Annotated in this window: 18 protein-coding genes and 2 pseudogenes; 15 read left to right on the forward strand and 5 right to left on the reverse strand. The window is 60.0% G+C overall.

Features of this window, described 5'->3' with window-relative positions:
- Positions 1-580: 580 nt before the first annotated feature.
- The 15 genes and pseudogenes from MUN84_RS18935 (at position 581) to MUN84_RS19000 (ending at position 12,217) form a co-directional block, all read left to right on the forward strand.
- Positions 581-943 carry a hypothetical protein gene (locus tag MUN84_RS18935; protein WP_244695522.1) on the forward strand — a complete coding sequence of 121 codons (363 nt, stop codon included), beginning with the start codon at positions 581-583 and terminating at the stop codon, positions 941-943.
- Complete coding sequence (locus MUN84_RS18940) at positions 931-1,602, forward strand: sensor histidine kinase (protein ID WP_244695523.1); 672 nt, start codon at positions 931-933, stop codon at positions 1,600-1,602. The genes MUN84_RS18935 and MUN84_RS18940 overlap by 13 nt, the downstream gene beginning before the upstream one ends.
- Before the next feature lie 85 nt (positions 1,603-1,687).
- Positions 1,688-2,440 carry a LytR/AlgR family response regulator transcription factor gene (locus MUN84_RS18945; RefSeq protein WP_244695524.1) on the forward strand — a complete coding sequence of 251 codons (753 nt, stop codon included), beginning with the start codon at positions 1,688-1,690 and terminating at the stop codon, positions 2,438-2,440.
- A 598-nt stretch (positions 2,441-3,038) separates the two neighbouring features.
- Positions 3,039-3,188: a hypothetical protein gene (locus MUN84_RS18950; RefSeq protein WP_244695525.1), complete on the forward strand. Its 150-nt coding sequence runs from the start codon at positions 3,039-3,041 to the stop codon at positions 3,186-3,188.
- An 83-nt stretch (positions 3,189-3,271) separates the two neighbouring features.
- Positions 3,272-3,994, forward strand: coding sequence for a hypothetical protein (locus tag MUN84_RS18955; RefSeq protein ID WP_244695526.1), 723 nt, complete (start codon positions 3,272-3,274; stop codon positions 3,992-3,994).
- Positions 3,982-4,254 carry a hypothetical protein gene (locus MUN84_RS18960; RefSeq protein ID WP_244695527.1) on the forward strand — a complete coding sequence of 91 codons (273 nt, stop codon included), beginning with the start codon at positions 3,982-3,984 and terminating at the stop codon, positions 4,252-4,254. The genes MUN84_RS18955 and MUN84_RS18960 overlap by 13 nt, the downstream gene beginning before the upstream one ends.
- Positions 4,254-5,180 (forward strand): gliding motility-associated C-terminal domain-containing protein, encoded by a 927-nt coding sequence (locus MUN84_RS18965; RefSeq protein WP_244695528.1) that lies wholly within the window; start codon positions 4,254-4,256, stop codon positions 5,178-5,180. The genes MUN84_RS18960 and MUN84_RS18965 overlap by 1 nt, the downstream gene beginning before the upstream one ends.
- A gap of 508 nt (positions 5,181-5,688) precedes the next feature.
- Positions 5,689-6,848 (forward strand): annotated as a pseudogene (locus MUN84_RS18970) (exopolysaccharide biosynthesis polyprenyl glycosylphosphotransferase).
- Positions 6,849-6,978: 130 nt separating this feature from the next.
- The gene (locus MUN84_RS18975) at positions 6,979-7,269 is read left to right on the forward strand and encodes a WecB/TagA/CpsF family glycosyltransferase (RefSeq protein WP_244695529.1); all 291 of its coding nucleotides are present in this window, start codon (positions 6,979-6,981) and stop codon (positions 7,267-7,269) included.
- Entirely contained in the window at positions 7,245-7,409 is a 165-nt protein-coding gene (locus MUN84_RS23225) for a WecB/TagA/CpsF family glycosyltransferase (RefSeq protein WP_262920720.1), read from the forward strand. The genes MUN84_RS18975 and MUN84_RS23225 overlap by 25 nt, the downstream gene beginning before the upstream one ends.
- Positions 7,410-7,462: 53 nt before the next feature.
- Positions 7,463-7,759: a WecB/TagA/CpsF family glycosyltransferase gene (locus tag MUN84_RS23230; RefSeq protein WP_262920575.1), complete on the forward strand. Its 297-nt coding sequence runs from the start codon at positions 7,463-7,465 to the stop codon at positions 7,757-7,759.
- 249 nt (positions 7,760-8,008) lie between these two features.
- On the forward strand, positions 8,009-8,899 hold the full coding sequence (gene rfbF, locus MUN84_RS18985; protein ID WP_311136883.1) for a glucose-1-phosphate cytidylyltransferase: 891 nt from the start codon (positions 8,009-8,011) through the stop codon (positions 8,897-8,899).
- Positions 8,900-9,022: 123 nt separating this feature from the next.
- The gene (locus tag MUN84_RS18990; RefSeq protein ID WP_244695530.1) at positions 9,023-10,117 is read left to right on the forward strand and encodes an NAD-dependent epimerase/dehydratase family protein; all 1,095 of its coding nucleotides are present in this window, start codon (positions 9,023-9,025) and stop codon (positions 10,115-10,117) included.
- Positions 10,118-10,207: 90 nt separating this feature from the next.
- Positions 10,208-10,762 carry a dTDP-4-dehydrorhamnose 3,5-epimerase gene (rfbC, locus tag MUN84_RS18995; protein WP_244695531.1) on the forward strand — a complete coding sequence of 185 codons (555 nt, stop codon included), beginning with the start codon at positions 10,208-10,210 and terminating at the stop codon, positions 10,760-10,762.
- A gap of 108 nt (positions 10,763-10,870) precedes the next feature.
- A complete protein-coding gene (locus MUN84_RS19000; protein ID WP_244695532.1) occupies positions 10,871-12,217 on the forward strand; it encodes an NAD(P)H-dependent oxidoreductase in 1,347 nt (448 codons plus the stop codon).
- Positions 12,218-12,358: 141 nt separating this feature from the next.
- On the opposite strand, the gene MUN84_RS19005 is transcribed toward MUN84_RS19000, so the two are convergent.
- The 5 genes and pseudogenes from MUN84_RS19005 to MUN84_RS19025 form a co-directional block, all read right to left on the reverse strand.
- Positions 12,359-13,384: a glycosyltransferase gene (locus MUN84_RS19005; RefSeq protein ID WP_244695533.1), complete on the reverse strand. Its 1,026-nt coding sequence runs from the start codon at positions 13,382-13,384 to the stop codon at positions 12,359-12,361.
- 31 nt (positions 13,385-13,415) lie between these two features.
- The gene (locus MUN84_RS19010) at positions 13,416-14,660 is read right to left on the reverse strand and encodes a glycosyltransferase family 61 protein (protein WP_244695534.1); all 1,245 of its coding nucleotides are present in this window, start codon (positions 14,658-14,660) and stop codon (positions 13,416-13,418) included.
- A 35-nt stretch (positions 14,661-14,695) separates the two neighbouring features.
- On the reverse strand, positions 14,696-15,646 hold the full coding sequence (locus tag MUN84_RS19015) for a GDP-L-fucose synthase family protein (RefSeq protein ID WP_244695535.1): 951 nt from the start codon (positions 15,644-15,646) through the stop codon (positions 14,696-14,698).
- 127 nt (positions 15,647-15,773) lie between these two features.
- Positions 15,774-16,885 (reverse strand): annotated as a pseudogene (gene gmd, locus MUN84_RS19020) (GDP-mannose 4,6-dehydratase).
- A 402-nt stretch (positions 16,886-17,287) separates the two neighbouring features.
- Positions 17,288-19,558: a hypothetical protein gene (locus MUN84_RS19025; RefSeq protein ID WP_244695536.1), complete on the reverse strand. Its 2,271-nt coding sequence runs from the start codon at positions 19,556-19,558 to the stop codon at positions 17,288-17,290.
- Between the last annotated feature and the right edge of the window lie 209 nt (positions 19,559-19,767).

The raw sequence follows: 19,767 nt of genomic DNA on the forward strand, positions 1-19,767 counted from the left end.
GCAAGACAAACATACGGAAAATGCGTTGCTGGCGTTATAGTCGAGCTAGGGACCTGTGAACAGAAGGCGCCTAGTGCCGTGCTAGAGCGTCATGCCGAGCCGGAGCTAAAGCAGCTCGTGTAGCGGCTTTGTAATAGTACGTCTAACGTTAGCCACCCGCTGGCTGCTTCGGCGCTGCTTAACGCGCAGCATGCTCGGCCTAGCGTTTTTTGTTGCTCACTGTCCGCTCGTTTTAGGGGTATAGTTACCCGCTGCTTGTGAGGTACTACCTCTCTGGCGGGGGGAGCAACCCGCTGTTTGCCACGAGCTGCTGCCGATAAAAGCGGGCTGCTGGTCGGTGAATACGGGCTGGTGGTGGAACCGGGCGCCGGCCTACCGGCGGCGGTAGTACTTTACCAGCGGTTTGTCGTTTGCCCGCGTTTCTCGTGCCTGTTGTCCTCTCCCGGTTTGCTCCCGTCCTGCTGCTCCACACCCTGATTTGGAGTGTAGTGGGGCTGATTTTGTCTATTCCGCCCCCGGCCAGCCCAGTCCCTTGCCCGGGGTTTTCTGGCTGAAGCAGGCAGCGGTGCTAGGCTTACTTGTGGTTGCATTTTACGCCAATGTGCACTGGGCCGTACCGCGCCTGCTCTACCGCCGGCAGGTGCTGGCTTACCTGGGCGTGGGCGCGGCGGTGGCCGGGGCCGTGCTATGGGCGCATTGGCGTCTGGATGCCGAGCTGGAAGTGCCTCGCCGGCTTTCCGAAGCTCGGCACGCGGCTTTTTCCGCCCGCGACTGGCCGGCTCCGGGCCCACCAGGTCCGCCCAGGCCCCTGATTCGTTTCGGCCAGGCGGGCCCCACGGGCCGGGTGCGCCCGGTCGCCCGCCTGGCCCGCACGGTCCGGAAGGCGAAGCCCGGTTTTTCAACCTCTGGATTCTGCTCACTACCCTGTTTGTGCTGGGGGTAAGCACGAGCGTGGCCGCCGTGCAGAAAAGCCAGCGCGACGAACACACCCGTCAGCTGCTAGAGCAGGCGCGCTTGGCTACCGAGCTTTCCTTGCTGAAGGCGCAAATCAACCCGCACTTTTTCTTTAACACGCTGAATAACATCTACTCCCTTACCTTCATCGACGGAACCCAGGCCCGTACGGCCCTGCATCGCCTGTCCCGGATGATGCGCTACGTACTCTATGAAACGCCCGCCCAAACGGCCCTGCTCAGCCACGAAGTCACCTTCCTGCGCGACTACATCGACCTGATGCACCTGCGCCTGACCGAAGAGGTAAGCGTGGCGCTGGACCTGCCCGAAACCTTGCAGGAAGCGACCATTGCGCCTATGTTGCTGCTCCCCTTCGTGGAAAATGCCTTCAAGCACGGAGTGCGCGCCGGCGCGCCCAGCCGCATACAGGTGGCGCTGCGCCAGTCTGAGGCCGAACCGAACATGGTAGAGTTTGAGGTGTGCAATTCTGTTTTTGCCGAGCGCCCCGATTCCCTGGAAGCCGGCGGTATTGGGCTCACAAACACCCGGCGCCGGCTGGAGCTGCTGTACGCCGGCCGCTACCACTTAACGGTGCAGGAGCAAACCCCAGCCGGAGAGTACCACGTACTGCTCACGCTTCAGCTCTAACGCCTGGCCGGCCGCGGTGGCCCCACCCACTCAGCGTGTTGCCTGATGGGTTCTAGTTGTGTGTATCACATTGTTGCGCTAGTCTATGATCCTGAATTGCATTGCCGTTGATGACGAGCCCCTGGCCCTGAAGCTGGTGTCGGCTTTTATTGAGCAGACTCCCTTTCTGAAGCTGGTAGGGCGCTACAGCAGCGCCGTGGAAGCCCTGCGCGGCCTGCACGAGCCCGGCGCCCACATCGACGTGCTATTTCTGGATATTCAGATGTCGGACCTGAACGGGCTGGAGCTGGCCCGCACCCTGGACCGAGGCAGCAGCGGGGCCCGCACTCCGCGCATCATCTTCACAACGGCCTACAACCAGTTTGCCCTCGATGGCTACAAAGTAGATGCCCTGGACTACCTGGTCAAGCCCTTTGAGTACGATGAGTTTCTGCGGGCGGCCCTGAAAGCCAAAGCCTACTACGAGCTAACCCGCGCCGCTACCCCCGCTGTGGCTCCCGTACCGGCGCCGCCGGCCGAGGACTACCTCTACCTGAAAGTGGAGTACCAGCTGGTGCGGGTGCCGTTTCAGGACATCCTGTACATTGAAGGGCTGAAGGATTACGTGAAGGTGTACCGCCGCAGCGAAACCCGTCCCTTGCTGTCCTTGTCGAGCCTGAAGCTGCTGGAGGAGCGCCTGCCGGCCCGCCAGTTTATGCGCGTGCACCGGTCCTACATTGTCGGGCTTAACCACATCAGCGCCGTTACGCGCGGCACGGTGCATATTGGGGAGGTTACCATTCCCGTCAGCGACGGGTACCGCGAATCCTTCGACCAGTTTTTCAGCCGCTGGAAGTAGCCCGCAGCCATCACCCTCTCAGTCACCTCACGCGGTAGCACCCCGCCTTCGGCGCTGCCGGCTTGCCAGCCCGGGCGGAAACTCAACTGTTCCAGTAAAGCGAGTAAACCATAGTTTCAAGTCCGTCAGGCCGAGCGTTTTGCGCATCGAGCAGAGACGAAGCACCCCATGGCCTGACGCCGGGTAGTCATGTCACGCTGAGCGAGGTCAAGGCCTCCTTCCTTCTGCCTTATTTTAAAAGGTAGCGCCGAAGCACGCCAAATGCTTTGGCGTTACCACTGCACAAGGCGTTAACGGCAACCAGAACCCGCTGCTGGTCAAACTACTCCATGGCTAGGTAGGAAAGAGGAAGGCCCTGAAGAGCAGGAGAATAGTCTATACAGTTTGGGTTTCGGTCGGTTCTCTACCGGGGCTGGTCGGATGGAATCATGAGAGGGGTAGGGGAAAATTAGTTTTAGCGCTGGTAGCCCCCTGCGGAGTTCGTCCCGGCGCACGCCTGGCGGCGGGTCTGAGTAGCAGTGGGGTGAGCTGTTTGGGTGGCAATCGGCAGTTTGTCAAGAAGTTGCCGTTAGCTTTTTTCATCTTTTCCTCCTTTCTTATGAGAAAGTATTTCCTCCTTCGGGCCGGTGCCGCAGTGCTGCTGGGCCTGCTTACGGCCTGCGAAACCCCGAACATCGGGCCCAAAGGCAACAAAAACTGCCGGCCTACAACCGCCACCGATACCACCACAACCACCGGTGCTTCCTAATTCAGCGGGGGCCGGACGTGCCGCCAGCTGCCAGTTGGTGGTATGTGGGTAATGGATTTATTCTTTCCGCTTTTCTGACAGGTATGAGAAGATGTACGCGAATTTCCCGGGTAGTGTGGCTGGCCGTGGCTGGGTTGTGGTTGCTGGTGGCGCCGAGCGCCCGCGCTACCCACATTGTGGGCGGCGAGCTGGATTTGCAGTATCGGTCGGGCAGCTCCTACGCCCTCACGCTCAACCTCTACTTCGATGCCATTAATGGCAGCCCCGGCGCCCTAGATAACAGCATGCAGGCCAGCATCTTCGACAAGGCCACGAACCAACGCATGCAGAACGTGACGCTACCCCTAACCAGCAACACGTTTGTGAGCTATACCAATCCGGCCTGCACCAGCTCCTCGCTCAGCACCCGCAAGCTCATTTATACCGTCAATATCACGCTGCCCGCGGCCACGTACACCAGTCCGGCCGGATACTACGTGGCCGTGGAGCGTTGCTGCCGCAACCAAGGGCTGAGCAACATAATTAACTCCTTGGGTGCGGCTCAGGCCTTTTACTTGGAGTTTCCGGCCGTCGTGCGCAACGGCCGCCCCTTCGTTGACTCTACCCCGCGCATCTTTCCGCCCCTGGGCGACTACGCCTGCCGGGGCGAGCTGTTTTACTACGATTTCGGCGGGCAGGACCCCGATGGCGACTCCCTGGTCTACGATATGGTGACGCCCCTGAATGGCCACGCCAGCACCGGCAACTCCAGCCCCAACCAGGCCGCACCCGCCCGTACGCGCCCATTTCGTGGGTGGCGGGGTTAGGCACCCAAAATCAGATTCCCGGCAACCCTACCCTTGGCATTGATGCCCGTACGGGCCGCCTCATGGTGCGGCCTACCCAGCTGGGCCTATTCGTGTTTGGGGTGCGCTGCACCGAGTACAGGGGCGGGCAGAAAATTGGGGAAACCCGCCGCGACTTTCAGCTCTACGTCCTCAACTGCCCCCGCAACACCGTGCCTAGCTTGCAGCTCCGCACCTCGGCCGGTGTGCCCTACCGCCCGGCCGCGATACACTGCGGCTAGTGCCCGGCGCCGACCACTGCCTGCAGGTGCGCTTCACGGACCCCGATGCCAACTCCCGCCTGACGGTAGCCCTGCGCCCCGTCAATTTTACCACGCCTGTGCCCACTTTCACTACCGCCACCACTGGCGTGGTGCGGGGCCCCGGCACTCCCGACACGCTCACGGCCCGCTTCTGCTTTTCCGAGTGCCTGGATTCCAAAGGCCAAGTGTATTTGCTGGACGTGATTGTGGCCGACGACGGGTGCAGCCTGCCCAAGCGCGACACCGTGCGGGTGGCTTTCACGGCGGCGCCCCCACCCGATGCGGCACCCCAACTGACGACTACCTTCCCGCCCGGCGTTAACGCCCAGGATGCTCCGCCGATAACCGTGCGGGTACCCGTGGGCACTACCTATTCGGCTACGCTGGCCGGCCTGGATGCGGACGGCGACCCACTGACCTTAACGGCCACCGGGCAAAACTTCGACTTAGCGGCGGCCGGCATGACCTTTACGGCCCAGAACGGGCGGGGCCAGGCGGCCGGCACGTTTCAGTGGCAGGCCTCCTGCGCCGCCCAGCAGTTCCCGGATATGGTAGTCACGTTTCGGCTGCAGGAACAGGCTACCTGTGCCAACCTCAGCCAGACCCGAACGGTCCGTTTTGAGCTGGTCCCAACGCCCGATACGGTGGCCTTCCTGCCGCCTAACATCATCACGCCTAACGGCGACGGAAAGAACGACTCGTTTGTGCTACCTGACCTGCCGCCCGACTTGTGCGACGGCCGCTTTGGAAGCATTGCCATTTATAGCCGGTGGGGAAGGGAGGTGTACCGCTCAGGGAGCCGGAGCTTTACGTGGGCCGGCGCGGGCGTGGCCAGCACCTACTATTTTTTAATTACCTACACCGATGGTCGTAAGTACAAAGGCTGGCTGCAGGTGAATCCCTGAGCAAGAGAGTGTTATAGGAAAATTTCAAGCTGCCCGCCCGTTACGGTATTTGCCGTAGCGGGCGGGCAGCGTGGCTTTACCTAAGAAGTTTGGGCTAGATGTAACTATCTGAATCATTTTGAGGTATAGTTTACAGCTTTTAAAAATTAATACTATTTATTATTGTTTAAAGAACAATTATGCGTTTCTTTGTTGGGTAAGCACTCGATTGGTGTTTTCACATTTTTTCACGGTTTAGTCTCCTTAGCACCTCTCTCTTTAGCTTATGGAACGCTACAGACACTACGCTGATACTTCGCGCTTTATCCTACCTCTGGTAGACGTATTGCTGATTTTCGGAGCTTTTCGGGTAGCTGGTTACTTATTCCTGGGCAACTGGTCTTTTGGGGGCTATTACCCGTTCTTCTACGCCATCTTCGCCCTGATCTGGTGGATCATTTCGGGGCAGTTTGCCAACATCTACCGCACCGATCGGCTCATTACCTACCCCGAAAAGCTGCTGTACCTGATGCGCACGTTCCTGCTGCACGCCGGTATTGTGCTGCTGGCGGTGGTAGCTATGCGTATGTACTGGCTGCCTGTGCGCTACCTATTCTCGGTGTACAGCTTCTCCGTGACGGCCGTGGTAGCTGGGCGCTTCCTGATAACATTTCTGTACCGGGCCTACCATACGCACTTGGCGCGGCCCCACAGCCGCTTCGTGATTGTGGGGGCGGGGGCCAGCGGCCAGGAGCTGTACCGCTTCCTGCAGTCCCACGACCCGATTGCCAACCAGTTCATGGGCTTTTTCACGGATAGCACCGAACACGTGCCCGCCAGCCTGAAACACCTAGTGCGCGGCCGCGTCTCTGATCTGAAAAACTTCTGTGTGCGCGACCAGGTAGACGAAATCTACTTCGCCATGCCCCTCGACCGTCGGCAGCTGATTGAAGACCTGTCGCGCTTTGCCGATGACCATTTCCTGTCGTTCCGTATTGTCCCCGATTTCCGCGGCACTGTCCGTAAAGATGTGAACGTCTACTTCTACGACCACATGCCGATCCTGACCATTCGGCACGCACCCCTGGGCATCCGCACCAACCAGCTGCTGAAGCGTCTGTTCGATATTGCCTTTTCCTTGGTCATTATCCTGGGCGTGTTCCCGTTTGTGCTCACGGCGCTGGCCTTGCTCATCAAGCTGGATTCGCCGGGACCAGTGTTTTTCAAGCAGATGCGGCCTGGCAAGCGCAACCAGCTTTTCCCGTGCTACAAGCTGCGTACCATGCGCACCGACCACGGCCAGAGCGAGTTGCAAGCCACCAAAAATGATTCCCGCATCACCCGGGTAGGCCAGTACCTGCGCAAGTACAACCTCGATGAGCTTCCCCAGTTCTTTAACGTGCTGCTCGGCCACATGTCGGTGGTAGGCCGCGGCCCAACATGATTTCCCAGCTGGAGGAGTACAGCAAGCATATTCGTACCTACCAAATGCGCCACGCCGTAACGCCCGGCATTACGGGCTACGCCCAGGTGAATGGCTTCCGAGGCGAAACCCGCGAGGCAGGCACCATGGAAAAACGAGTAGAGTACGACCTGAAATACGTGGAGAACTGGTCGTTTGGCCTCGATATGAAAATCATTGGCCTCACGCTCTGGAACATGGTAAAAGGCGAGAAAAACGCCTATTAGCGGTGAGAATGAGACGTGGTGAAGTGGCGAGTTTGCTGTTCTCCGAGACGAGAAGTAGCAGCAAAATTACTTCACGCCATTCCCTAAGCTGACGTTTAACTTACCCTTTCACTACTTCACTTTCTACCTTATGCTGCCAAAGGTACCCGTCCTGGATTCCTGGATTTCCACCGGCCCGGTAGCCAGCTTTGTTTCTACTATTCTGGAGCTAGGCAAGGCCCGCAGTTCAGCCTACGTGTGCTTTGCTAACGTGCACATGGTGGTAGAAGCCCAGCGCGACCCGGAGTTTCGGCAGCTATTGCGCGAGGCTGCGGTCGTAGCGCCAGACGGTAGTCCCGTGGCTGCGGCCGTGCAGTGGCTCAACCCCGATACCCCGCCCCAGCCCGCGTGGCCGGCATGGATTTGTTGCCGGCCCTGCTAGAAGCCGCGGCTGAAAGCGGACAGTCCGTGTATTTCTACGGCACTACTACTGAGGTATTAACGGCTATGGTAGCCCGGGCGCGGCGGGAGCTGCCCACGCTCCGCATTGCCGGGGTACACTCGCCGCCCTTCCGGCCCTAACGCCCGCAGAAGACGCAGCAGAGGTTGCTGCCATCAACGCCGCCGACCCCGATTTGCTGTTCGTAGCCCTGGGTTGTCCTCGGCAGGAACGCTGGATGGCCGCTCACCAGGGGCGTGTGCGGGCGTGTATGCTTGGGGTAGGGCAGGCGTTTCCGGTGTACGCGGGCTTGGAGCCGCGTTTGCCACTGTGGGCCCGCCGCCTATGGCTGGAGTGGGCCTACCGCCTGTGGCTGGAGCCGCGCCGTTTGTGGCGCCGCTATTTGGTCACTAACACCCGGTTTGTGTACCTGCTCACTCGGCGCGCGGCCTCCCACGTAGCCGGCCGGCCCGTGCCCCGACCAGCAGCCTAACACCTACTTGCTACATACTAGCGTCCCTGCCTACCTACTAGGTGTGGGTGCTTTGCCATGTGCTGTTCTCGGTACAATGTTGAGTTGGACTTTACTTTATTTTAAAAATATTGATAATAATTATTGACAATATTACAATTAGCAGTATATTTCAGGAACTTTAGCGCTGTATAAGTACCACCCAACTTAGGGGTTGCGCTCCTCTCGCTGACTTCTTTATTGACCTTCCAGTTACAACCCCTCACGCGTATGAAAGCAGTAATTCTGGCGGGCGGCTACGGCACCCGTATCAGCGAGGAAAGTGGCGTACGGCCTAAACCAATGGTAGAAATTGGGGGCCGGCCGATCCTGTGGCACATTATGAAAATCTATGCCCACCACGGTATTCGCGACTTTGTTATTTGCTGCGGCTACAAGGGGCATATGATCAAGCAGTATTTTTCCGATTATTTTCTGCACAACTCCGACGTAACGTTCCGCATGGACCGCAACGAGATGCAGATCCACCGCAACCACGCCGAGCCCTGGACCGTGACCTTGGTGGATACTGGTCAGGAAACCATGACTGGCGGCCGCCTGCGCCGGGTGCGCGACTACGTTGACAACGAAACGTTTTGCCTGACCTACGGCGACGGGGTAGGGGACGTAAACATCCGGGAAGCAGTACGTTACCACCGCCAGCAAGGGGCCCTGGCTACCCTCACGGCCGTGCGCCAACCCGGCCGCTTTGGGGTATTTAACTTGCAAGAGTCGAGCAGCTTGGTTTCCAGCTTCACGGAAAAGCCCGAGGGCGGCGAAACGCCCTGGATTAACGGCGGCTTCTTTGTCCTTGAGCCCTCCGTGTTCGACTACATTGACAGCGACGAAACGGTGTGGGAAAAGGCACCGCTGGAGCGCCTGGCCTCCGAGGGCCGCCTGGCTGCCTTCCGGCACACCGGCTTCTGGCAACCCATGGATACGTTGCGCGATAAGAATATGCTGGAAGAAATGTGGCAGCAGGGCCGGGCCCAGTGGAAAGTATGGAGCAACGAACCTGAATCAGCGGAGCCGGACCCCGTGCTAGCCGACATCCTGGCCACTCCCGTGGTAGCGCCCCCGCACCAGCGGGTAGCCGCCCCCACCATCATGCCCGCCGACTAAAGGTGAACTGGTGAGCTGGTGCAATGGTGAGCTTGACGTTCTGGCGGCCCGAACTGCCCAATACGCGCCATTAGCACTTTTAGCTCACCATCTCACTATCTCACCATCTCACTACTTCACCGTATGCAGCGAATCCTTATCACGGGTAATATGGGCTATGTGGGCCCGGGTGTTGTGCGTCATCTGCGTCAGCAGTTTCCGCAGGCTGAGTTAATTGGGTATGACATGGGCTACTTTGCCCATTGCCTCACCGGGGCCCGCCGCCTGCCGGAGTCGCGCCTGGACCGGCAGATTTTCGGCGACATTCGGCAGCTACCCGCCGGCCTGCTCGACGGGGTAGATGCGGTAGTAAACCTGGCCGCCATCAGCAACGACCCCATGGGCCAGACCTATGAGCAGGTGACGCTGGATGTAAACTACCGGGCTGGTATCGAGCTGGCCCGTCAGGCCAAAGCTGCCGGCGTCAGCTCCTTCATCTTTGCCAGCAGCTGCAGCATGTACGGGGCCGGCGGCGAGGGGGCCAAAACGGAAACTTCGGAGCTGAACCCGCTGACGGCCTACGCCCGCTCCAAGGTGATGACCGAGCAAGACCTCCGCCCCCTGGCCGATGATAACTTCCTGATTACCTGCCTGCGCTTTGCCACGGCTTGCGGCTGGAGCGACCGGCTGCGCCTGGATCTGGTAGTCAACGACTTCGTGGCCGGGGCCGTGGCCGCTGGCGAAATCAGCATTCTAAGCGACGGTACGCCCTGGCGCCCCCTCATTCACGTGCAGGACATGGCCCGGGCTATTGAGTGGGCCATTGGCCGCCCCGCCGAGGTAGGCGGCACCTTCCTGGCCGTGAACACCGGTTCGGAGCAGTGGAACTACCAGGTGCGTGACCTGGCCTACGCCGTGGCCGACTCCTTACCTGGCACCCAGGTAAGCCTGAATGCGGCTGCCCCACCCGACAAACGCTCCTACCGCGTCGACTTCAGCTTGTACCGGGAGCTGGCTCCCACCCATCAGCCTCGCCGCACCCTCTCCGATACCATTGACGAGCTGCGCGACGGTTTGCTGGGCATGAATTTCCGCGATGCTGCCTTCCGCTCCTCGGAGCTGATGCGCCTGCGCGTGCTCACCGGCTTGCGCGAAACCCACGAGTTGGGCGACGACCTGAGCTGGGTACGCGCCGTGGCCACTCGGCCCGCACTGGCACCGGCGCCGGTAATTGCCTAAGGCTTCCGCACACCTCATCCCGCGCATCGGGCACGGCCAAATGACGCCCCGCGTGGGCTCGCCCTTTGTATCATCTCCAATCACCTACCTATGATTTTCACCGAAACTGAGCTGCCCGGCGCGTTTATCATCGACGTAGACCGCATGGCCGACGACCGGGGCTTTTTTGCCCGCTCCTGGTGCGCCGATGAGTTTGCGGCCCACGGCATCCTCATGCCCCCATTGCAAGCCAACGTATCATCTAACCCGCGGCGTGGCACCCTGCGCGGCATGCACCTGCAGCTGGCCCCGCACGAGGAAACCAAGCTGGTGCGCTGCACCCGCGGTGCCATCTACGACGTGATTGTGGACCTGCGCGAGGAGTCGCGTACCTACGGGCAGTGGCTGGGGGTAGAGCTGACCGCCGACTCCTTCCGTATGTTGTTCGTGCCCGGTCGCTTCGCCCACGGCTTCATTACCCTGCAGGATAATACCGATGTCGGCTACCAGGTGTCGGCCAAGTACGCGCCCGGCTTTGAGCGGGGCCTGCGCTGGAACGACCCGGCCATTGGCATCCAGTGGCCCATCGAGCCCACTATCATTTCCGAAAAGGATCAGCAACACCCGGATTTTGTGCTGCGCGTGCCCGAAACAATCGGTAGCTAAAACGAAATATCCAAAGTCGAGGCGGTGGATGGAACGGACGGTGAGCGAGGTCTTGACTGCATGAGGTTGTCCTAAAACAGTCAGCTGTACTTACTTAATTAGATTCAGATGCTCATCATTGATAACGCGCTGCAGCAGCGCCAGCGCGAGGGCCGGCCCATTCGGGTGGCCATGGTAGGGGCCGGCTTCATGGCCCGGGGCGTAGCCCGGCAAATTTGCCTTTACGTGCCCGGCATGGAGCTAGTAGCCATTGCCAACCGCACCCCCGAGAAAGCCCGCGCCATTTACGCCGAAGCCGGGGTAACGGACGTGGCCGAGGTTAGTACGGTAGCCCAGCTGGAAGCCTGCGTAGCCCAGGGCCGTCCGGCCATTACCGATGATGCGCTGCTGCTAAGCCAGGCCGCCGGCATCGAGGCCATTATTGAGGTGACCGGGGCCGTGGAGCACGGGGCGCACGTGGTACTAGAAGCCATCCGGCACGGCAAGCACATTGTGCTGCTCAATGCCGAGCTGGACGGAACCGTGGGGCCTATTTTAAAAGTATACGCCGACCGCGCTGGGGTAGTATACACCGTGGCCGATGGCGACCAGCCCGGCGTGACCCTGAACCTGGCCCGCTTCGTGAAAGGCCTGGGCGTTACGCCTGTGCTCTGCGGCAACATCAAGGGCCTGCACGACCCCTACCGCAACCCCACTACCCAGGAAGGCTTTGCCCGCCAGTGGGGCCAGAACCCGAGCATGGTGACCAGCTTCGCCGATGGTAGCAAGATCAGCTTCGAGCAGGCCGTAATAGCCAATGCCCTAGGCATGCGTGTGGCCCGCCGCGGCATGCTGGGCCCCACCGTGGCCCCTGGTACGCCCGTCACCCAGGCCGCCGACTGGTACCCGCACGAGCTGCTACTCAATGGTGGCCCCGGCATCGTGGATTACGTGGTGGGAGCGGAGCCCGGACCCGGCGTTTTCGTGCTGGGCACTATTGATGACCCCGTGCAGCAGCACTACCTCAAGCTCTACAAGCTGGGGCCGGGGCCGCTGTACTGCTTCTACACGCCCTACCACCTGTGCCACTTTGAAACCCCGACCACCGTGGCCCGAGCCGTGCTGTTTCAGGACGCGGCTCTCGCGCCGGCCGGCCCCATGTGCGTAGAGGTAGTAACGGCTGCCAAAATTGATTTGCACGCCGGCCAGGTGCTCGATGGCATTGGGCACTACCACACTTATGGCCTGGCCGAAAACGCGGACGTCACCCAGCGCGAAAACCTGCTGCCCATTGGCGTGGCCGAAGGCTGCATTTTGCGCCACGATGTGCCCAAGGACCAGGTGCTGACCTACGACGACGTGATTCTACCCGAAGGCCGGCTGATTGACCAGTTGCGCCGGGAGCAAGCGGCTTACTTCCAGCCGTCTGTTGGCTCCACGGCTTCTCCGCTAACGGCTTCTGAGCCTGTGCTGTAGATACGCAACTTATAATCAGACTGCGCACTCTCAGCCCTGGCAGTCAATGAATTGCCGGGGCTGGGAAGTGCCTTGCTTCAACTAGCCCACGAATGAAAAGATCCGCAGCCTTGTGTGGCTGCGGATCTTTTTGTTGGTTGATTACCGCACAGAGCTTTCTACCTCAAGAGCTGTAGCTGGTTGTGCTGGCAGGTGGGCGCTGGGCTCATCAGGTGGCTGCCACGGCTGGCTGGCGCGCTGCTGCACCAGGCGGCGGGTGGTCAGTACCTGGCGCCAGTGCTGCCAGAGGTAGCGCACGGCCCGCAAGGAGTCGCGCTCCGCTACCAACGAATAAGCCAGGATACCCAACTGGCGCGGAATAGCGCGAGCCAGCAGGCCAGGAGCTTGCTCCCGGGTTGTGTTTTTAAGCAGCAACAGCCACTGGTTTTTCACGGCATCTACCTTGATAGCGCTGTTTAGGCGCCGGCGTAAGCGCAGGTTGGAGGGTAGGAACTGCCGGGGGTGCAGGGCCCGGCAAGCGGGCTCAAACAAGGTATGCCAGCCAAAAAGGCGGCCCCGCCAAGCAATATCCCAGTCCTCCTTGTGGGCAAAGAAACGGGAATCGAAAAACTCGCCCTGCACGCGCAAATCATCAATGAAGCGCCGCCGGAACAGGGGTAGGGCACCATCGGCACCGTCTACGTAGGTAGCTGCCAGGGGTGCTACTTCACTGAGCCGTTGCCCGTGCAGGCGCAGGCCGTAGCGGCCGTCGGGCAGGGCTACCATGCCGGCGCTATCAATGCGTGGGTCCACGTCCTGGTTCTGCAGCAGCAGGCCGCACACCGTACCAATGCGCGGATTTCGGTGTATAGCTGCTATGGCCTGGGCTAGGTAGTCGGGGGCCATTTCGATGTCGGGATTCACCAGCAGCACCAGGTCCGAGGTGGTGCGGTCGAGGGCGTAGTTGTGGCCCCCGCAGAAACCGGTATTCTGAGGCAGCCGGTGCAGGCGCAGGCGAGAATCGGTGGCCGCTAGCGCCTCTACCCGGGCGCAGGTGTCGTCGTGCGAGTTGTTGTCAACCACCCACAACTCAAAATCAGACCACGACTGAGCTAAAGCCGAACGCAGGCAGGCCTCAATGGAGTCCGCACTATTCCACGACACCAGAGAAAGTAGGACAGAGGGCATAGGCAGGGAGAGTAAAAAACAAAGCCCGGAATTACACCGAGCGCACCGCGGTATGCTGGGCTTGGTTGCGCAAGGCTTTTTCGATGAGGGGCCGCAAGGCATCCAGGTCCACGGTTAGGTGGTCGCGCTGGGCCCCGGCGCGCGTGCGGCTGGGGTTAGGCGTATCACACACCAGGTAGTGATGGTCGATGCCGATGCGGGCGGTAAATTCCATGTAATCAGCCACCACGAAGCTGCTGGGGAACAGCTCAATCAGTTGGGCACCCACCGGGCTTACCACAATATTGGCCAGCCCAGCTCCCACCGCCGAGACAATAATCTGGGCCTGGGCAAACAGGGCCGTTTTCTCGTTCTGGGTGTAAGGAGTGAGTACGTGGGTTTCAAAGCCGTACTCGCGCAGCATGGCTTCCAGGGCCTCTTCATTAAGAATATGCCGGCCCGGCGCGTCGCGGCGGCTGATGTAGATGTAGGGGCTGAAGGAGCGGTTTACTACCGGGGGCGGGAGCAGAATGCTGCGCAGAAACTTGCAGGCCCAGGCCGGCGTGTGGGTAAGGTTGCCGCGCACCCCGGGGGTAGCCAGTAGGCAGCGGGCTCGTACGTGCGGGTTCGTGGCGACGTCCACTAAGCGCTCCGGCCCGATGCCCAGCGCGCCCATGGTGTCCAGCACAAACCGCTTAGACTTATCATACACCAGAAAGTAATCAACGGCATCGAGCAGGCCGGCTTCGCGCACCAGGTACAAACGAGGTAAGGAGTCAATCAGCCAGTGGTAGTAGTTGCCGCTGGCCGCGCCCCCACCCGAGAGCAGGCTGCACAAGGTGCCCGGCAGCTCCACCGGGCGCTGGAAGTAGCGCTGCCGGAAAATGTTGTTTTCCTCGGGCGGCGTCAAATCCCAGCGGGCCCCGTCGTACTGAAACGATACGTCGCCGACCAGGCGGTTGTCGGCCGCAATAACGGCTACGCTGTTGAAGTTATCGGCGTACACCCGGCCATCGATAAGCTCTACCACGAAGGCCGCCGGTACTTTCTCCTGGCGCAGGGGCTTGTCGTGCAGCCCTCCGTAGGTGGAGGCCCGTTTATAAAAGTCGTCGGGGATGCTGAGGGTAGAGGTATGGGCGGGCACTACCTCAAAGTAAGCGACTCCTCCGGCCGGCCGGGCGGCCAGCTCGCGGCTGCTGGCATGCACGCCAATAGGGCGGTAGCGCATATTCTGGGGTATCCACTCGCGCAGCAAACGACCCGCCTTACGCCGGGCCCGGAGTAGTACGTCGTGCATAGTACTAGAAATAGGAGGGGAGGGAAGAAGGAACGCTAAGCTAATTGGGGCTGGGAGGTAGCTTGTTGCCAATCGGCGGACTGCAGCACGGCCGTAATGCCTTCGCGCAACCCAATAGAGTGCTGCCAGCCCAGGGCATGCAGCTTGCTTACATCCAACAACTTACGCGGCGTGCCATCGGGCTTGGAGAAGTCGAACAGGATTTCGCCCGCGTAGCCCGTCAGCTCGGCCACTAAGTCGGCCAGCTCCTGAATGGTAATGTCGCGGCCGGTCCCGATGTTAACGGGCTCGGCACCATCGTAGTGCAGCATCAGGTGGTAGCAGGCATCGGCTAGGTCGTCTACGTGCAGGAACTCGCGGCGGGGCGTGCCCGTGCCCCACACCGGCACCCGCGGCAGGCCCAGCGTTACGGCCTCCGAGAACTTGCGCAGCAAAGCCGGCAGCACGTGGGAGTTGCGGGCGTCGTAATTATCACCGGGGCCATATAGGTTGGTGGGCATCACGGTAATAAAGTTGGCCCCGTGCTGGGTCCGGTAGGCCTCACAAAGCTTCAGGCCCGCAATTTTGGCAATGGCGTAGGGCTCATTGGTTGGCTCCAGGGGGCCCGTGAGCAAGTACTCTTCCTTAATGGGCTGGGGAGCCAGCCGCGGATAAATGCAGGAGGAACCCAGAAACAGCAGCTTGCGCACTCCGCACCGGTGGCTTTCGCGCAGCACGTTGTTCTGAATCATCAGGTTGTCGTAGAGAAAGTCGGCGCGGTAGGTGTTGTTGGCCTGAATGCCGCCTACCTTGGCCGCGGCCAGCAGCACATACTCGGGGTTTTCTAGGGAGAAAAAGTCCTCCACGGCCGCCTGGTCGCGCAGGTCTAATTCCTTAGATGTGCGGGTAATAAGATGATGGTAGCCAGCCCGTTCGAGGCGGCGCATGAGCGCGGCGCCCACCATGCCCCGGTGGCCGGCAATGTATATTTTAGCGTTCAGTTCCATAGGGAGAGAGGCAGGTGAAAGAGGGGAGTGAGGTAGAAGGGGTGAGGGTAAGAAAGCAGAAGGCCCAAGGGTATAAGAATTAGAAGTTCCTGTCTTCTTGCCCTTGCACCTCCTACCCTAACAAAACCTATTCATCGTGGTACATGATCTGGTGGCCGGCTTCCAGCAGCACGGCGTCGCGGCGGAACAGGCGCAGATCGGCTTGCACCATGTCCCGGACCAGCGCCGGCAGATCGTACTGGGGCTCCCAGCCTAGCTCGGTTTTGGCCCGGGTGGGGTCTCCAATCAGCAGTTCTACCTCGGTGGGGCGGAAATAAGCCGGGTCCACGGCTACTACCTCCTGGCCCAGGGGCAGCTGGAAGTCGGGGTGGTGGCAGGCCACTACAAAGGCCGTTTCCTCGGCCCCGTCGCCGCTGAAGCCTACCTCTATGCCCAGTTCAGCAAAGGCCAAGCGCACAAATTCGCGCACGGTGGTGGTAACGCCCGTGGCTACCACGTAGTCGCGGGGCTGCTCCTGCTGAAGCATGCGCCACATGGCTTCTACGTAGTCTTTGGCGTGGCCCCAGTCGCGCTTGGCATCCAGGTTACCCAGGTACAGCTTATCCTGCAGGCCCAGGGCAATGCGGGCGGCGGCGCGCGTGATTTTACGCGTTACAAAGGTTTCGCCGCGCTGCGGGCTTTCGTGGTTGAAGAGGATGCCGTTGCAGGCGTACATACCGTAAGCCTCGCGGTAGTTGACCGTAATCCAGAACCCGTAGAGCTTGGCCACGGCGTAGGGCGAGCGGGGGTAGAACGGCGTGGTTTCGCGCTGGGGCACTTCCTGCACCAAGCCGTACAGCTCGGAGGTGCTGGCCTGGTAAATGCGCGTTTTGTGGGTGAGGCCCAGAATCCGGATGGCCTCTAGCAGCCGCAGCGTACCAATACCATCCACGTCGGCCGTGTACTCGGGCGTGTCAAAGGACACCTTCACGTGCGACATGGCCCCAGATTGTATATCTCATCAGGCTGCACTTCCTGCACAATCCGGATCAGGTTGGTGGAGTCGGTTAGGTCGCCGTAGTGAAGTTTGAAGCGCACGTGCTTCTCGTGGGGGTCTTGGTAGAGGTGGTCAATACGCTCGGTGTTGAACATAGAGGAGCGGCGTTTGATGCCGTGCACCTCGTAGCCTTTGCTCAAGAGTAGTTCTGCCAAGTAAGAGCCATCTTGGCCCGTAATGCCCGTAATAAGTGCGCGCTTCATATACTGAATGAATGAGAGTGAACAGCCAAAGCAGAGGAACTTTACTGTATAACTTTAACGACAAATTATTGTATTTTGAATTTGATAAACAACCTATTTTGCAGAAAAATTTATTTTATAACTTGAATAAGTTAAAATACAAGCCCCGAATACCGGCTCCTGGCCGCGTAGGCACACATTTGGGCATAAAAAAAGCCTGACTCCTTTTTCGGGAATCAGGCTTTTGTACTCTGCAACGCTTCAGCTTGTGCGGAAGCGGCGGCCGGGCTACGCGCTGCTTAACTGAGGCAGCAGGAAGTTAGGCAAACGTGGGTGTTAGAAGCGCCAGGGCGCTAGCCCCACCCGTCAGCGGATTCAACTCTGTAGCCATCGGGGCAAAGGCTTGAGCCGCGCGGGCGGGCGTTACCGGTAGGAAGGCAGTGGCCGCGTTCTGGCGCCACACTTCCACCCCGAGAGGTTGATGTCGCCACCGCTCCCGAGCAGCTGAATGGTACCGTTCGTTACGGCCACCACGTAGGGACCAACTTTCTTCCAGGCACCAGCAGAGCCCGTGTCATAGTTGCTCAAGGCCGCCTGGCCATTCACGCTGATGCTCACGGTCTGGGCGTCGTTATCTTCCCAGATGTAAGCGTACACCTCGTACGAGCCGTTGGGCACGTTGCTCATGGTGAAGTTCAGGTTACGCGAGTACACCGAGGAGCGAATCATCTCGGCCTGGGCCGTGGTAGCTACCGGGTTGAGGCTGATGCCCTGGTTAGCGAAGGGCGTGCCATTGGTGGTGTAGTTCGGGGCAGTGCTGGCTTCCCAGGCGTTGTTGTCGATGCTAACGGCGGCTCCGTTGAGGTTGATGGCCCGGAAAAAGGTAGCAGCCGTAACAGTGGTAGGAGCCGGAGCGGGAATGGAAGTCGGAGCGGGGGCCGTGGTAGTGGCCGTGCTGGTGCCCTGACGCCAGATTTCAATACCTGCTAGGTTGGCGTGGCCGCCCGTGGTCGTGATGTTGAGCGTACCATCGGTCATGGCTACGGTGAAGGGACCGAGCTTGCGCCAGGTGCCCACCGGACCGCTGTTGTAATTGCTCTGCACGGTTTTGCCTTCCATCTGCACGCTGTAGGTTTTCGCGTTCATGTTCTCAACCACGTACAGGTACACGGAGTAAGTAGCACTGCTCAGGCTGCCGATCTTGATGTCAAAGGCGTTGGAGTAGCGGAAGGTGCGCAACATCTCGGTGCGGGCCGCTTCAGTGGAGGGGTTCAGTGCCAGGCTGGGGGCCGTAGCGCCGTGACCGTTCATGCTGATGCCGCTGGCGCTGCTAGCCTGCCAGGCCTGACCATCAATGGTAGTAGCGCCGCCGTTTACGTTAATGCCGCGCACAAACACTGCATTGGTAGGAGCAGGAGCTGGGGCCGGCGCTGGTGCCGGGGCCGGAGCAGGTGCCGGAGCAGGCGTAGGAGAGGCAATGGTGCTGTTAGTAGCATCAGCGCCCACTACAATGTTGTTCTGCTGCAGCTTCTGCTGCCAAAACGTGCGCTCCGCCTGCTCCGACTGGAGCGTGATGGGGTTGGGCATGTGGGTCGTGCCCGTGCAGTTCGAGCAGGCCCCGTTGCTCAGGTCGTGGCGGTTACTCATGGGTGAGTTGTAGCCCCACTTGATGTAGCCGATGGTGTTGTTGCTAACCGAGTTGTTGTAGAACACGCTGCTCGGCTGCTGGTAGGCATTGAAGATGGACGTGCCGCAGTAGGTAGCATTCAGGCGCGAGCCATCGGGCAGCAGACCGCTGGTTACCATGCGGTTGTTGTAGTACTTGATGTCGTGGCCAGCCGCCAGGTTCATGGCCGAGTTGCAAGTCGACACGAACTGGTTTTCGTAGGCGTTCAGGAAGGCTGTGGTGGTAGCGGCCGAGGAGCCGTCACCGTCCGTAGTGATGCCCGTACCCGTGAACGTGCTACTGTTAGCGGGGTAGGGATAGGCGCCCTGCACGTAGTTGTTGTGCACGCGGGCCGGGCTTTGCTGGGTGCCGCCGGAGTTGTAGAAGTTGATGTTGTCTTCTACCAAGCTGTTATTCGGCTCATTCACCACCTGGTTCCAGCTGATGTCGATGTTGCCCACGTTGCGCACCTGGTTCAGGCCGCAGAACTGTACGTATTGGCCCCCGCCGTTGCGGTAGCGGCCATCAATATTCTTGGCGGAGTTGTAGCGCACGGTTAGCGTGCCGTTGGCCGAGCCGTCGCCGCTCCACTGATACACGGCAATGCCGGTCGTATGCTCAAAGTAGTTGTTCTCGATGCGAACCGAGCGGCCCGTGTTCACCTCTACAAAGCGCCCGTGGCGGCGGTTATCAGCGCTCTGCTGAATGCCGTAGCCCTTGTTGTTGGTGATAACGAGCGTGGAGCCGCCGTTTTTGGCGTCAATCAGGTCGCCGGCGCCTACCAGCACGCAGTTTTTAATGGTTACGGGCTGCGTGGTCTGAATCCGGATGCAGGGCGTGTTGGAGTCCGTGCTGCGGAAGTTGCCGGTGTAAGTACCCCCTTGGGTAATGGTTATTGGGGCTGAATAGGTGATGTTGGTCGGATACTGGCCCTGCGCATGACCGAAAGTTGGGGCAAGAGTAAGCAGGAACAGCACAGCTGCCGAAAGAGGCAGGAAGCGGGCGCCAGAGCGGTTGCGTTGAGTCATCAGGAAAAAATGTGGTCCGAGGGCTTTTTGCATTCTGTGAGCCTTCAAAGAAAGAAACCAGGTAGAAATGAGCGTTGACATTTCCCCTTAAGTCAATTCGTTCCAGGTGGCTGGATAGAATTTGTGCTATTTGTGAGTTGGCAAGTCGGCCACCGCAAGCTAAGCAGTACTGGCTGGGTTTAAGAGCGGCACCCGGCGCCTGGTGCATG

It is taken from the genome of Hymenobacter sp. 5516J-16 (assembly GCF_022919335.1).
GTDB classification, from domain to species: domain Bacteria; phylum Bacteroidota; class Bacteroidia; order Cytophagales; family Hymenobacteraceae; genus Hymenobacter; species Hymenobacter sublimis.